This is a genomic window from Geodermatophilus sp. URMC 65 (assembly GCF_053502545.1).
The window spans coordinates 1,012,989-1,026,662 of record NZ_CP199954.1; the positions used below are offsets into that span (position 1 = coordinate 1,012,989).

General features: G+C 71.7%; 15 protein-coding genes and 1 tRNA gene. 5 read left to right on the forward strand and 11 right to left on the reverse strand.

Translation table 11 applies throughout. The features are described 5' to 3' along the window. Nucleotides 1–103: 103 nt before the first annotated feature. Both ACWIX7_RS04670 and ACWIX7_RS04675 read left to right on the forward strand, forming a co-directional pair. Complete coding sequence (locus ACWIX7_RS04670; protein WP_448620398.1) at nt 104–1,483, forward strand: aldehyde dehydrogenase family protein; 1,380 nt, start codon at nt 104–106, stop codon at nt 1,481–1,483. A 98-nt stretch (nt 1,484–1,581) separates the two neighbouring features. Further along, the gene (locus tag ACWIX7_RS04675) at nt 1,582–2,673 is read left to right on the forward strand and encodes a 3,4-dihydroxy-2-butanone-4-phosphate synthase (protein WP_448620399.1); all 1,092 of its coding nucleotides are present in this window, start codon (nt 1,582–1,584) and stop codon (nt 2,671–2,673) included. Nucleotides 2,674–3,288: 615 nt separating this feature from the next. On the opposite strand, the gene ACWIX7_RS04680 is transcribed toward ACWIX7_RS04675, so the two are convergent. Next, the gene (locus ACWIX7_RS04680; RefSeq protein ID WP_448620400.1) at nt 3,289–3,495 is read right to left on the reverse strand and encodes a dodecin; all 207 of its coding nucleotides are present in this window, start codon (nt 3,493–3,495) and stop codon (nt 3,289–3,291) included. Between the two features lie 664 nt (nt 3,496–4,159). Between ACWIX7_RS04680 and ACWIX7_RS04685 the strand changes: the two genes are divergently transcribed. Together ACWIX7_RS04685 and ACWIX7_RS04690 are read left to right on the forward strand one after the other, a co-directional pair. Then, the gene (locus ACWIX7_RS04685) at nt 4,160–4,507 is read left to right on the forward strand and encodes a transposase (RefSeq protein ID WP_448620401.1); all 348 of its coding nucleotides are present in this window, start codon (nt 4,160–4,162) and stop codon (nt 4,505–4,507) included. Then, a complete protein-coding gene (locus ACWIX7_RS04690) occupies nt 4,504–5,067 on the forward strand; it encodes an IS3 family transposase (RefSeq protein WP_448620402.1) in 564 nt (187 codons plus the stop codon). The genes ACWIX7_RS04685 and ACWIX7_RS04690 overlap by 4 nt, the downstream gene beginning before the upstream one ends. Here ACWIX7_RS04690 and ACWIX7_RS04695 read toward each other — a convergent pair. The 10 genes from ACWIX7_RS04695 to ACWIX7_RS04740 all read right to left on the reverse strand — a co-directional run bounded on the left by ACWIX7_RS04695 (nt 4,953) and on the right by ACWIX7_RS04740 (nt 13,199). Beyond that, a complete protein-coding gene (locus tag ACWIX7_RS04695) occupies nt 4,953–5,498 on the reverse strand; it encodes a hypothetical protein (protein WP_448620403.1) in 546 nt (181 codons plus the stop codon). The genes ACWIX7_RS04690 and ACWIX7_RS04695 overlap by 115 nt on opposite strands. A 452-nt stretch (nt 5,499–5,950) precedes the next feature. Continuing rightward, entirely contained in the window at nt 5,951–6,376 is a 426-nt protein-coding gene (locus ACWIX7_RS04700) for an SRPBCC family protein (protein ID WP_448620404.1), read from the reverse strand. A gap of 457 nt (nt 6,377–6,833) precedes the next feature. Then, on the reverse strand, nt 6,834–8,006 hold the full coding sequence (locus tag ACWIX7_RS04705; protein ID WP_448620405.1) for a CpaF family protein: 1,173 nt from the start codon (nt 8,004–8,006) through the stop codon (nt 6,834–6,836). A gap of 70 nt (nt 8,007–8,076) precedes the next feature. After that, entirely contained in the window at nt 8,077–8,889 is an 813-nt protein-coding gene (locus ACWIX7_RS04710; protein WP_448620406.1) for a hypothetical protein, read from the reverse strand. Between the two features lie 15 nt (nt 8,890–8,904). Then, nucleotides 8,905–9,594: an SAF domain-containing protein gene (locus ACWIX7_RS04715; RefSeq protein ID WP_448620407.1), complete on the reverse strand. Its 690-nt coding sequence runs from the start codon at nt 9,592–9,594 to the stop codon at nt 8,905–8,907. Further along, nucleotides 9,591–9,980: a hypothetical protein gene (locus ACWIX7_RS04720; RefSeq protein ID WP_448620408.1), complete on the reverse strand. Its 390-nt coding sequence runs from the start codon at nt 9,978–9,980 to the stop codon at nt 9,591–9,593. The genes ACWIX7_RS04715 and ACWIX7_RS04720 overlap by 4 nt, the downstream gene beginning before the upstream one ends. Before the next feature lie 535 nt (nt 9,981–10,515). Next, complete coding sequence (locus ACWIX7_RS04725) at nt 10,516–10,974, reverse strand: hypothetical protein (RefSeq protein WP_448620409.1); 459 nt, start codon at nt 10,972–10,974, stop codon at nt 10,516–10,518. A 332-nt stretch (nt 10,975–11,306) separates the two neighbouring features. Beyond that, nucleotides 11,307–11,759, reverse strand: a complete 453-nt coding sequence (locus tag ACWIX7_RS04730; RefSeq protein WP_448620410.1) for a helix-turn-helix domain-containing protein — start codon at nt 11,757–11,759, stop codon at nt 11,307–11,309. Nucleotides 11,760–12,022: 263 nt separating this feature from the next. Then, nucleotides 12,023–12,703 (reverse strand): GAF and ANTAR domain-containing protein, encoded by a 681-nt coding sequence (locus ACWIX7_RS04735; RefSeq protein WP_448620411.1) that lies wholly within the window; start codon nt 12,701–12,703, stop codon nt 12,023–12,025. A gap of 423 nt (nt 12,704–13,126) precedes the next feature. Then, nucleotides 13,127–13,199 (reverse strand) — tRNA-Asn (locus tag ACWIX7_RS04740). Nucleotides 13,200–13,339: 140 nt separating this feature from the next. Between ACWIX7_RS04740 and ACWIX7_RS04745 the strand changes: the two genes are divergently transcribed. After that, on the forward strand, nt 13,340–13,660 hold the full coding sequence (locus ACWIX7_RS04745; protein WP_448620412.1) for a hypothetical protein: 321 nt from the start codon (nt 13,340–13,342) through the stop codon (nt 13,658–13,660). Nucleotides 13,661–13,674 lie beyond the last annotated feature (14 nt).

Below are 13,674 nucleotides of genomic sequence, written 5' to 3' on the forward strand. Positions count from 1 at the left end.
GGAGGTCGACGTGGACACCGTGACGACGCCTGCACCAGTGGCATCGGTGACACCCGGCTCGTGGGTGTGTGGCGAGCCGGTCGGCGGGTCGGACTCATTCCCGGTGCGCAACCCCTACTCGGGGGACGTCGTCGCCACCGTCTCGCACGCCACGGCCGAGGACGTCGAGCGCGCCGTGGCCGCGGCGTGGGCGGTCCGCCGCGAGCTGGCCGCCCTGCCCGCGTTCCGCCGTGCCGACGCCCTCCGGCACATCGCCGCCCGCATGCTCGACCGCATCGACGAGTTCGCCTCGACCATCACCGTGGAGAGCGGCAAGCCGATCCGGTGGGCCCGGACCGAGGTGGAACGGGCGGCGGTGACCTTTCGCTGGGCCGCCGAGGAGGCCGTGCGCTGGTCGGGAGAGCTGCAGCGGCTCGACACGGACCCCGCGTCGACCGGGCGGATCGCACTCGTGCGCCGCGTCCCCCGTGGGCCGGTGCTGGGCATCACCCCGTTCAACTTCCCGCTGAATCTCGTGGCGCACAAGGTGGCCCCGGCGTTGGCGGTCGGTGCACCGATCGTCCTGAAGCCGGCGCCGAAGACGCCGTTGAGCGCGCTGCTCCTCGCCGAGCTGGTCGGTGAGTGCGACCTGCCCGCAGGAGCGTTCGCGGTGTTGACCGTTCCCAACGAGGAAGCGCCCAAACTGGTGGCCGACCCCCGGCTCCCCGTCGTCTCGTTCACCGGATCTGTGCCGGTGGGGTGGAGCATCCGGGACTCGGTGCCCCGCAAGCACGTGGCGCTCGAGCTGGGCGGCAACGCCGCGGTGCTGGTCTGCCCGGACTGGGCCGGCGAGGACGAGCTGGCCGCCGCCGCGCGGCGCGTGGCGCTGTGCGCCAACTACCAGGGCGGACAGTCGTGCATCGCGGTGCAGCGGGTGTTCGTCGACCGGTCGCTGTACCCGCGGTTCGTCGAGCTGCTGGTCGACGCCGTCGGTGAGCTCGCGGTCGGGGATCCGTGGGCCGAGGCCACCGACGTCGGTCCGCTCATCGACGAGGCCGCTGCCAACCGGGTTGCGTCCTGGGTCGAGGACGCGGTGCAGGCCGGCGCCCAGGTGCTGACCGGAGGCTCCCGATCCGGCAACGTCCTCGCGCCGACCGTCCTCGCCGACGTCGCGCCCGAGTCGGCGGTGGCCTGCGACGAGGTGTTCGGCCCGGTCCTGGTGGTCGCCCCGGTCGACGGGGTCGACGACGGGCTCCGCCGCGTCGACGACTCACGGTTCGGACTGCAGGCGGGGGTGTTCACCCGCGACATCAGCGTCGCCTTCCGCGCCCACCGCGAGCTCGAGGTCGGAGGCGTGATCGTGGGGGACGTGCCCACCTTCCGCGCCGAGCAGATGCCCTACGGCGGGGTCAAGGACTCGGGGATCGGACGGGAGGGCGTCCGGTCGGCCATGGAGGACTACACCGAACCGCGGGTGATGGTCCTCGCCGGCGTGGCGCTGTGACCGCCGATGCCGGACTGCGCCCCGTCCCGACGCGACGGCATGTCCGCCACGGCGGGGATGCGGCTGTGCTGACACGCCGGATTTCCAGGGAGGGCCGTGTGCCGGTCGGCGCCGGCCCGTTCGAGCGGGTACGCGCGGCACTGTCCGAACTCGCCGCGGGACGGCCGGCCGTCGTCGTCGACGACGAGGGGCGGGGTGACCTCGTCGTCGCCTCGGAGCTCGCCACCCCGGAGCTGATGTCGTTCATGGTCCGGCACACCTCGGGCTTCGTCTGCGTCGCCGTCACCGAGGACGACGCCGACCGCCTCGACCTCCCGCTCATGATCCGGACCAGCCAGGACCGTGCTGGTGCGGCACAGTGCGTGGCGGTCGACGCCCGCGTCGGGGTGGGCACCGGCATCTCGGCGGTGGACAGGGCGAGGACTATCCGGCTGCTGGCCGCCCCGGAGACCGAGCCTGCGGACCTGACGCGACCGGGCCACGTCGTGCCTCTCCGGGTGCGGTCGGACGGCGTGCTCGGCCACCGTGGACACGCGGAGGCAGCGGTCGACCTCGCGGGGCTCGCCGGCCTGAGACCCTCGAGCGCGCTGTGCCAGCTCGTCAGCACGACCGACCCGAGGGGCATGGCCCACGGTCCGGAGGTCGAGCTGTTCGCCCGTGAGCACGGCCTGCGGCTGGTCGCCATCGGCGACCTCGTGGCGTACCGCATGCGGTTCGAGCAGCTGGTCGAGCGGAGCGCGGAGGCCATCATGCCGCTGGCCGCCGGCCGGTTCACCGCCGTGGGCTACCGCAGCCGCGTCGACGGCAGTGAGCACCTGGCGCTGGTGCACGGGGAGATCGGCGACGGCGAGGACGTCCTCGTGCGCGTACACCGGGAGTGCCTCACCGGTGACATCCTCGGCTCTGCACGCTGTGGCTGTGGCGGACGCCTCCAGTCGGCCCTGACCAGCGTCGCCGACGAGGGCCGAGGCATCGTCGTCTATCTCCGGAGGGGTCAGGAGGAGGCTGGCCTCATCCCCGAGCTCGTCGCGGAACCTCACCAGGAAGCCGATGACCAGCTCTCAGTCACGATCGACGACGGGGGCCACGATCACGGCATCGGTCGACAGATCCTGCGTGACCTGGGGGTCCACAGCACTCGGCTCGACAGAGAGCTCCTCGAACACCGGTGTGCCACAGCGCACGGTTGACGGTCGGCCGGCGTGGTCAGCCTGACCACGCCGGCCGGTCCCGGCAGGACGGTGGCGGAACCCTTGCTGGGGAACGCGCTCCGCTGTCCGCCGCGCAGAGGTGCCCGCAACCTGAACCGGCCGCCCGCGCCGCGTCGATGCGTGCCGTCCCGCTCCGCGGCTGCCGCCTCTGACAGTGAGCCGACGACACCGTCGACGGACGCTGGCTGGTCGACCCGAGGCAAATACGTCGACCACCAACCGGGACGCGTCCTCGGGTCGTTGGCGACGGTCGACTGATGTGCAGAGTCCACCACAAGAGCCACCGGCGATGTCCGTGATGCTCGTCTGTGGGTAGACCGATGCCCGTCATGTCACCGACCTCGTGGCGATCATGGTGTTGACGTCACTCGGTCCCGGTGCGGCCTTCCTCTCCTGACCCTCGGTGCGGTCGCCGGCAGGACGCCGCCGACGCGGACACAGCGCTGGCGCTCCCCAACTTCGCGCAGCAGTTTTGCAGCGCCCTCGGGCTACCCGTCCCTTTCTCAGCCGCTCACCGGCCCGTCCCGAGGCGAGTCCAAGCCGTAAATTTGTGGCCGACGTTGACGCTGCCTCCCCACATGGACAGCTGCGCGATCAGTCGACGCGGAACCCCAACTTGAGGGTGACCTGGAAATGGGCAACGTCGCCGTCGACCACATGACCACGAATTTCCTGCGTCTCGAACCACTCGATGTTGTGGACGGTCTGCGCCGCCTTGCGGATGGCGGTCCGGATCGCGTCGTCGACGCTCGTCTGGCTGCTCCCGACGATCTCACTCAACCGATACACGTGATCGCTCATGAGACTCCTCAGCTCTCGCCCCGGCGTCGCCGGGACAGTGGGTCATCAGGCAGCCGGCCACACCGGTGCGGAACCAGGACGACCCGGGCCCGCAGCACAGTAGGGGGCTGAGTCTTGCGTCATCAAGACCCTCCCCCAACCTGTCGTCTTGCCTGTGCGATGACCACCGACGTCTGCGTCGGTGCTGAGCAACTCCCCTTTCGAAGAGCTCGCCGCCGCTCACGGCGTCTCCAACCGCGACGATGCTGGGCGGGACCCTCACCGCTCCGTGCGCGCCAGCACTCCGGTCGGCGGCGCCTGGCTCAGCTGCCCACGGCGGCGGACCCACCGGTGCTGTTCCCCCCGAAGGGTCTCCTGCGCGATCCGAACAACACCCGCGGTGATCTGCGCCATGCACTGGACCGCGCCGGCTTCCCCCGGGCCGCGTCGCACACCTTCCGCCCCATCCGTGGCCACCCGGCTCGATGACGCCGGCCTGTCCGCCCGCCAATCGCCGACCACCTCGGGCACAGCCGGCCCAGCCTGACCCAGGACGTCTACCTCGGCCGCGGCACCGCCAACCCCCTGACCGCGGCAGCCCTCCAGCGGAGCCTCTGATCTTCCTGGCCGGGCGCTGCCCGCAACCTCATGAGGGCCTGCGGCCCTGTGGAGTTGACCCGCTTCGGTGGACACCCTGAGCTTGGGCTTCGAGCCCGAGGAAGGGGTCCTGATGGGCCGACCGAGCAAGTACTCACCGGAGTTCCGGGAGCAGGCCGTGGAGCTGGTCCGGGCGACCGGCAAGACGGTCGCTGAGATCGCTCGTGACCTGCAGATGAACGACACGACGCTGGGCAACTGGGTGAGAGCCGACCGCGCCGAGCGAGGTGAGCCCGACAGCAGCGGGCTGCTGCCGTTGACCGCCGAGGAACGCGCCGAGCTGACCCGGCTGCGCCGGGAGAACGCCAGGCTCAAGAGCGAGCGTGAGATCTTGAAGAAAGCGGCGGCCTTCTTCGTGACGGAGTCGACGAGGTGACGCGGTTCGCCTTCATCGACCAGGAGAAGGCCCACCACGACGTCGCCGCGCTGTGCCGACTGCTGCAGGTCAGCCGCTCGTGCTTCTACGCCTGGCTGTCCCGCCCGCCCTCGCCGCGGGCACTGGCCGATGAGGTGCTGACCGTGCAGATCCGCACCGCCTTCGACGACAACCGCCGCGTCTACGGCGCGCCACGGATCCACGCCGAGCTCGCCGACGCCGGCGTGCGCGTCGGACGCAAACGCGTCGCCCGGCTGATGCGCGCGGCCGGGATCATCGGCTGCCACCGCCGCAAATGGTCGTTCTCGATCCCCCGGGCCGGCCCTCAGGCTGCTCCCGCCCCGGACCGGGTCGACCGCCACTTCGTCGCGACGGCGCCCAACCAACACCGCGCAACCTGGCCGTCCCTGACGAACGGAGGCCGGTCGTCAGGCGTCCGGTCGGGTCACTCGTTGACGTCGGCGATGCCGTTGCCGTTGAGGTCGGAGCCCGGCCCGAAGCACTCCTCGACGGTCGCGGTGCCGTCGGAGCAGCGGACCTCGAGGTCGGAAGAGACGTAGCCGTCGTCCTTCTCGACATCAGGGGCACTCCCGCCGTTGTTCTCCGGGTTGACGCACCCCAGCTCCTCGTCGAAGTACCAGCCGCCGGGACAGCCGCCCTCGGCGTCGATGACCGCCTGCGCCGCGGCCGCCTCCTCGGCGGCCCGCTGTGCCGCGGCTGCCGCTGCCGCCTCGGCAGCCTGCTGTGCCGCAATCGCCGCCGCCTGCTCCGCCACGGCCGCCTCTTCGGCGGCCTGCTGTACCGCAGCGGCTGCTGCCGCCGCGTTCTCGGCGGCGACTCGCGCCGCCACCCGGACGGCGGGCCGGTCGACTGCAGCCGGCATGTCCTCCAGCGCGACGCGGCCCGCATCCCCGACCTCGGCCCTCGACTCGGACGGGGCGACCGACGAAGAGTCGGTGCTGCAGCCGGCGAGCAGGGCCACGGTCAGCACGGCGAGAGCAGGCAGGTGTGAACGCGTCAGGTAGTACCCCCCGTGAGCGCGCCCGGTTTTCCGTCGACGGTGGCGCGGCGAGGAGCCTGACACGGCGGTCCGACGGAATCGAGACCATTTGGTCCTGGCCGCCAGTTCGAGTGGTGCAGCTTCTCAGCCTCCGGCGCACCGTCATGGTGGGCCAGCACGTCTGTCCCGATGGGCGCCGCGGGAGATGGCACGCCGGGGGGCCTGCGACAGCATCGCCGCATAACGGTCAGGCCTGGCCGACGGCCTACGCCGCACGCAACAACCCCGAGCGCAAGGCCCGTCACCGCATCCGCGAACCGCAGGCCCTCGGCTACTCGGTCATCCTCAACCCCGCGGCCTGACCCAGGCTCGGAGGATTTTGGGATTAGCCGCCTTCGCGGACGGTCCCCAGCCATCGCGGCTGACGCGCGCATAGCCGGACTTCACACCTGCCTTTCACTCCTGGCCTTGATCCCCTCGGCCTCGGCGGTCAGGTAGCGATCGGTGAGGCGGCGGTAGAACCGTCCCATCACCGCGCCCACGGGCCCGGCCTGCTCCACCGCCAGCGTCACGCGCGTGCCGCCGGTGCCGAGTTCCTCGAGCAGGTGCCGAGCGGTGGTGCGGACGCCCGGGCCGGTGGCCACCCAGGTGAACGAGCGGCTCGGCTCGAGCTCGGTCACCACGTACTCGGTCGGGGGGATCCGGGGCTGCTCCACCCGGGCCCGGGACCCGACGGCGAGCGGCCCGTCCTCGAGGCGGCGCACCGAGGTCACCGTCGGCGCCCACTCCGGCCACCGCTCGACTTCGCGCAGCACCTCCCAGACCCGCTCGACCGGGGCCTCGACGTCGATCCTGATGCTCTGCTCCACCGGGCCATCCTGCTCCCGGTGGCTACTGGAGATGGACCAAGATCATGTGCCACACACCTCATGCATCCAGGGCCGGACACTTGTCTACCGCCGCGGAGTTGACACAACGGCCGGTGCTTTTCGACCTCGACGCGGGTGGCGGCGCCCCCAGCTCGACCGCCGTGACCTGGCCCAACCGGCTCACTACGGCGAACGGACACCGTGGCAAGCCCGACCGAGAGCTTCCGGCGTCCGTGTCCGGCTCCCTTCGTCTCACCAGGCGGCTGACGTCCGGCCCCATTGACGCGGAGGGGGCAAGGGCAGCATTGATGCCGAGCGCCGCGGGCCGCCTCAGCATCTACGGCGGCCACCTCGACGCTCCTGCATGACTTGGGTATGGGAAGCCGCACCCAGTAGCGACGCATCTTCGCGGTAGACAGCGGCAGGCAGTGGGCTGTCGGGAGGAGCAACTGGAGAGCTACTGCAGCCGAACTGGAGACTGCCTTCCTACGGTCCGCGGCCGTGATGTCGCTGCACAAGTTGACCGCCGGACGACGGTGGCGATGTGCACGACCAGGTCGACCGCGGAGGCACAGGACCGGTAGGCGTGCTCGGGGGTCACCGCCGCTCGGCCGCGCATGCACAGGTTCGCGAGGCGCTCGAAGGCGTGCCGGGCCGAGCGGGCGTGCAGGGTGCAGGCCGAGCCGCCCTCGCCGGCCTCCATCACCTCGATCAGCGGCCAGGCCTCCTCGCCGCGGACCTCGCCCAGCCACACCCGGGACACGTTCATCACCAGCGACTGCTCGACCAGCTCGGTCAGCGTCACCTCACCCAGGCGGCGGCCGTCCGGGCCGCGCTCCCCGGTGCCCTCGCGGGCCTCGAACGGCACCACCCGGGGATGGCGGTCGGGCAGCTCGTGCAGCAGCAGCTCGAAGTGCTTCTCGATCGTGGCCAGGTTCTCGCTCACCGGCAGCTCGTTGGCCAGCGCCCGCAGCAGCAGCGTCTTGCCCGCACCCTGCGCGCCGGTGACGACAATGTTCTTGCGTGCCCGCACCGCCGCGCGCAGGAACTCCGCCAGCGGCCGGTCGATCGCGCGAAGCCCGATCAGGTCGTCGAGGTCGACGTTGCGGATGCGGTGCCGGCGGATCACCAGCTGCGGTCGGGGCACCGTCTCGATCACTGCCGCCAGCCGGGACCCGTCGGGCAGGCGCATGGTCAGCAGCGGGCTGGCCGTGGTCAGGGTCCGCTCGGCGCGGCCCAGCCGGGCGGCGATGTGCTGCAGCTGGCGGACCAGGTCCTCATCCGAATCGGCGATCGGGTCGACCCGGACGTCGCGACCGTCGGCGTAGCCGATCCACACGTTGTCGTGCCCGTGCGCCTCGATGTTCTCCACGGCCGGGTCGTCGACGTAGGGCTGCAGCCGGCCCAGGCCGAACTGGGCGGCGAACACCGCCTCGGCGATCGTCCGCTCGTCCTCAGGCGATGGCACGGCCTGCCCGGCGCGCATTCGCTGCCGCACCAGCTCGTCGATGCCGACGGCAATCAGGGTGCGGGCCAGCTCCTGTTGCGCTCCGGCGCTCAGGGTCGGGCGGCGCTTGAGCTCCTCGGCCAGCGCCGTCGCCGCCGTCGCGTGCAGTCGGCGGACCAGCACCCAGTCCACCGGCGCCGGAGACTCGAATCCTTCCCGAGGACCGCCGCTCACCGTGTGGCCGGTCGCGTGCTCAGCGGCCACGGCCGCCCCCGACGGTCGTGGCCGACGCCGCCGGCGTCGTCGGCGGGGTCAGCCGGGCCTGCTGCGCAGCAGCATGGTCGGCCAGGCGAGCCGCCGTGGACCGGGCAGCCCGCAGCAGAGCCGACTGGCCGAACAGTCGGCCGGCCGGTGCGCCGTCGCTGAGCCCCGCTGCCGCCTTGGCGTCCCGCGGCAGCGCGCCGATGATTGGGACGCCCAGCGCCTCGCCGATCTCCTTCTCGCCGTAGGGCTCCCCGGGCGCCACGACGAGCGCCGTCACCGCTGCAGCGCCCTGGGCCGACCCGGTCCCTTCCCGGCGCTGATCGGCGACGGCCAGCGCCGCCGCCCGCACGGCCCGCAGCGTCGACCCGCTCACCACGACCACGGCGGCGGCCCGCCGTGTGACGGCGGCCGGGAAGTGCTCAGCTCGCAGCCGCCCGCAGTCGGCCAGCACGTCGACGGCGCCGTGCTCCACCGATGCCAGTGCGGCGGCCAGCCGCTCCCAGTCGACGTGGCGGGCGACGGCGGGATCGCCGAGGCCGGGCAGCAGCCGCACCCGGCCCGCCTCGTCCAGCCGCAGGAGGTGGTCATCCAGATGCCCAGCCGGCCCGCCGCGCCGCGCGGCCAGCGCGAGCTCGGCCAGCCCGCCGGCGGCCGTATCCGCCCGCCCGTAGCCGGCCAGCACGTCGCCGCCGGCCGGGTCGAGCTCGGCCACCACCACCGGCCGCGGCCAGGACAGCGCGAGCGCCAGCGCGCTGGTGGTCACCCCGGGGGCGCCCTTGGCCGAGCACAGCGCGATCAACACGGTGGCCGTCCTCGTCTACTCGCCGGCCACGACGACGATGGCAATCAGACCCGCCGCCGCGCGGGCCGCGACGTCCGGCCCGTCGGCGGCGTCGACGAGCACGTCGACCACACGCAGGCCGTCGGTGCCCGGCGACCCGGACCGCACCACCGTGGCCGGCACCGTGCGCGGCGTCCCCACCGCGGCCGGCGCTCCCGACCCGCCGCTGCCGGCCACCGGGACCAGCAGCACGTCGTCCCCGGGCCGCAGCGGCGTCGTGGGGAGCTGGACCGCGGACACCCCGACGCCGACCAGCTGCTGACCGGCAGGCGGAAGCGGCTGCTCGGTCAGCGCTTCGCGGGTGAGCAACGATCCCGGCGTCAGCGTGCTCGCGGCGACCAGGCCGATCACCTGATCTCGTTCGGCGTACGGGATGGGCGCGAGCGCCGGATCGACAGACACACGCGCCTCCACCAGGTCGGCGGCGGTGACCGTCTGCCCCCAGGGCACCTCACGCGCGACCGCGATCACCGGGGACGTCTGGCCCAGCGACGTGGCCAGGTAGGCGGCACCCAGCGCGCCGAGCACCACCATGGCCAACGCCAGCGCCAGCAACGCCGGACGACGACGGCGGCGCGGTGGCGGCAACGCCGGCGCCCGGGACGCCTCGTTCACCGCCGCGGCCGGACCCGGCGCCTTGGTGGTCGGAGGCTGCGTACGCGTCATCGGCTAGCACCGTCCTGGTTGAGGACGTGCAGCTCGCCGACGACCAACTCCGCTGACGACGACAGCTCCAGCGTCTCCGTGCCGGACAGGCCGCCACCGGACCAGGTGATGGTCCACGTACTCGTCGCCGTGATCGGCCACGCGCCGCCGGGCGCGTGCCTGGTCGACGCCTGCGCATAGACGTGGCCGCAGTCTGGTGACTCTCCATCGGCCCCGGGCGTATACGGCGTCCCGGCGCCACAGACCACCGTGGTGCCATCCCCCATGTCCCAGCTGATGCGGCTTACCTGACCGACGGCGGTGACCGTCACACCGCCGGCCGACACCGATTGCCGGGTCGGCCCTAGGGTTTCCCGCTCGGAGTCCGTCCACATCCACACCGGCACACCGGCACACCGACCAGCCCACTGCTCGATCCGGGGGGCGGTGCCATTCGGATCACCGGAGCGCGCATCTCGAGTGACGCGATGGCCTGCTCGGCGAGCACACGGGGATCCACGGGCGGGCCCGCGGGAGGTGCGGAGCCGTTCGGTACGAAGACGAGCAACGCGGTCACGCCCAAGCCGTCTGGCCGTGGGCAGGTCTGTGCGTACATCTTGCCGTCGTTAGGAGACCGCCCCTCCCACAGCGCGCTGTTCGGAGCTGGCTGCGGCTGAGCCACCGTGTACGTGCAGGGGTCCAGAGGTGCGTCACCGCGACTGCGCTGTTCTGCGCTGACCTGCCGAGCCGCGTCGCCGCTGGCGCCGACGTCGCGAGCTTGACCGCCGCCGGCTGACGTGGATACCCACAGCAGGCAAGCTCCGGTACGGGAGTTGACCTTCGAGCACTGGACCGGAGGATCGGCTGCAGCGAGACCAGGGGGCATTACGGCGCTCAGCACGCATGCTGCGGCCAGCACGGAGAACAGGCTCAGGGAACGTGTCAGCATGGCCGGTCCGTCAGGGGCTCGAGCGTGGTCACCAGCCAGGGCTGCCTAGGCTCAGCCACGAACTGGACGACCGTGATGTCCCAGAGGTAGCGAGGCGGAGTTCCGGGCGGTACGACCCCACCGGTCCCGGCGTCGATTGTCTGGGCGCTCTGGCTGTCGTAGCAGCCGGTCATCTTCACCGTGGGAGCAGCCGGTGCGGTGAGGTCGACGCCCACGACCTGCAAGTCGACCGCGGAGTCACCCTCCTGCCGGAGCCCGAGGGTGGCGTAGTCCCGCACCGCCTGGACGGTGAGCAGCGCAGCCGGGTCGGCCGCGAACTGGCGGATCTCGGGTTCCCAGTCCCGGGCGTTCGGCTCCCGACTTGCCGCATCGCTGATCCGAAGCAGGCCCTCAAAGGCCTGGGCGGCGGCCTCGGCTGCTTCGTCCTCCGGCGTCGGGGCCTCTGACGTCACAGTTGGTCGCGTCGTGGTTGGTGTCGCCTGAGGCGGTAGATCGTTCTGAGCACTGCATCCGGCGACCCACAGGAGCGCCCCTAGCGCAAGGACGCCACTCGCCCACCGCCGGTCGCTCAACGTGACCGCACTCCGAGCAGCAACCAGCCGGCATCTTGCCGCGCCTCCGTCCTGCCCGAGTCGGGCGCCAGGAGGGCGTTCGTCGACCCGGCAGGTACTGCTGGGTAGAGCACGGTCGTGCGGACCATGGGCACCTCTCCGGTCAAGAGTGGCGGGAAATTACCACCACACGCCCTCGGAGAGACAAGCCCTTCCTCCAGTAAATCTCCAGCTCAGCTGCCGAAGGACGCCAAGGCCGCGTGGTCGCTGCGGGAACGACGGACGGCAGCCTCCACCCGAGGAACGTCCACACCCAGGACCTCGGCTATGGCGGTGATCAGTCTGGCTGGGGGATCCGCGCCAGGACGGCCGTCCTCAAGGCGCACGTACGTCATGACGGAGAGACCCGGAGCGGTCACCTCGTTCGTGGCGCGTCCGGCCGCCAGGCGGAGAGCTGCCAAGGGTGGGTCGTCGGGATCCACGTCGAGAAGATGCAACGGGTCGAGGCCCAGCGCGGCCGCCAGCCGGGGGACGAAGCGAGGTCGCGGACGCTCGAGTCCCGTCTCCCAGACCCGGATGCGCGCCGGGCTGGAAAGCTCCAGTTTCGTGGCCAGTTCTTCCCTGCTCAGCCCCATGGCCTCACGGGCAGCCTGCAGGCGGTCGCCCCGAAGCAGCGGCCGCGCCACGGCAGCCCCCCATCACCCGATCGGTGGACATCTGCCCGTGGCGCTGGACCCTAGCGCCCACGGGCGGCCACCCCGGCGCTTCGTCCCCCCAGTGCGAATCATCTGCGCACTCAGGAGGAGGGCACATGAGCGAATCGACGACCGTGTGTCAGCCGTGAGAGCTGTAGGCCAGGGACCGGAGATGAACAGGAGGACGGCGTGCTAGGGCCCCTGTCTCGACGCTCTTGCCGACCCATCGGCGGCGCAGCGGGTGGCATTCCGCGTCAACGGTCGGTGGCCAGGACTCCAGTGTCGGTGAGGTACTCGGCAACCTCGTGCACTCCGCGGTTGGTGTCCATGCTGACCCGGACGAGCAGGGCGAACGCCTGCGTGGCGGTGATCTTGTAACGCTCCATGAGGATGCCCTTGGCCTGGCCGATCACGTCCCGGCTGGCCAGCGCGGTGTTCAGGTGGGTCACCTTCTGCGCTTGGGCGACCGCGACGGCGGCGTGGCTGGCGAACAGCAGCCCGACGCGCTCGGACTCGTCGGTGAACGCCCCGGGCCGCCGGGCCAACAGGTTCAGCGTCCCGAGGTCGTCGCCTGCGACGAACAACTGAAAGCACATCATGCTGGCAACGCCCAACTCCGGGATCCGGCGCGCCAACTCCGGCCAGCGCCGTTCCGAGGGGAGGTCGTCGACGCGGATGGTCTCGTGCTCGTACATGGCGTCCATGCAGGGCCCCTGCCGGGTCTCCTCCTGCAAGTCGTCGAACCGCCTGGGCAGCTCGCCGGTGGCCACCGCCGAGACCACCCGACGCCGACCCTGCGTCAAGCTGATCGAGGCCTCCTCCGCGCCGGGCACCATGGCCACCGCCGTGGAGACGATGACCTCCATGACGGCGGCGGCGTCGCCCTGGCGCTGCATGTCCCCGCGCCAGGTCGGCCAAGCGCTGCGACAGGTCATCGGGCACGACGGCGCCACCGGTGGCGTGCGCAGAGGGCCGGCCGCGACGCTGCGAGGGCTCGGCGGTCTGCTCATTCACTGCCGCACTGTGGCTCAATCAGGTTGAGCGCAACAGGTCAACACCAGGCGGCCCCGCGTGCCTCCGATTCGATACGCGGGGCCTGACCCACCACCGCGCCCAGGCACGGCTGTGGGCTGCGACCAGCGCAGCACACCCGTCGGCGCAACGCCCGATGGCAGTTCGTCCCCGCTTCAGCAAGGTCACCACCGCAACTACCCCACCCCGAGATCCGGCGGCGCTGCCTGCGGACGGCAACGTCGTAGGTCGAGCGGTTCGTGCCGGGACCCGCGACGTAAATCAGGGGTTTGTCATGGCGTGCTCTTAGGCTCGGTGAGCTAACACGCCTTTGATCTGCGGTTTTGCTCCCCCGATTGGACTCGAACCAATAACCCTGCGATTAACAGTCGCATGCTCTGCCAATTGAGCTACGGGGGATCGGCGGGCGGGCCCGCATGCAGGGACGAGGTTACCCCACGCCGTCCGTGCAGCTGTGCAGGGCCCTCTGCGTCGCGCGCCACACCGGAACACGACTACCGTGATCGTCCGGTCCCCCTCGTCTCACCTGGAGGTTCTCCATGGCGAAGCTGTCCTTCCTCGTCGGCTTCGGTGCCGGGTACGTGCTCGGCGCGAAGGCAGGCACGGAACGCTACGAGCAGATCCGCCGGGCGTGGGAGCAGGCCAAGGACAACCCGCAGCTGCAGGGGCTGGCCGGCATGGCGCAGGCCCGAGCCGATGGCGTGCTCAACTCGGCCCGTGCCCGGGTCGGCCTCGGCAGCTCCAGCGACCGCTCGACGGCGTCTCGCCCGGGCTCGGTCCCGCGGGCCCGCACCGCCCCTGGCACCACCCCGGCGTCGGACACGCCGCTGCCGCCGCCGGACACCTCCGGCGGGCTCTGAGGCCCGGGCGGCGC

What these genes read in the sequence shown, in the direction of transcription:
- ACWIX7_RS04680 (WP_448620400.1), bottom strand. Translation starts at nt 3,495, where the DNA reads ATGAGCGATCACGTGTATCGGTTGAGTGAGATCGTCGGGAGCAGCCAG.
- ACWIX7_RS04745 (WP_448620412.1), top strand. Translation starts at nt 13,340, where the DNA reads ATGGCGAAGCTGTCCTTCCTCGTCGGCTTCGGTGCCGGGTACGTGCTC.
- ACWIX7_RS04715 (WP_448620407.1), bottom strand. Translation starts at nt 9,594, where the DNA reads ATGACGCGTACGCAGCCTCCGACCACCAAGGCGCCGGGTCCGGCCGCG.
- ACWIX7_RS04735 (WP_448620411.1), bottom strand. Translation starts at nt 12,703, where the DNA reads ATGACCTGTCGCAGCGCTTGGCCGACCTGGCGCGGGGACATGCAGCGC.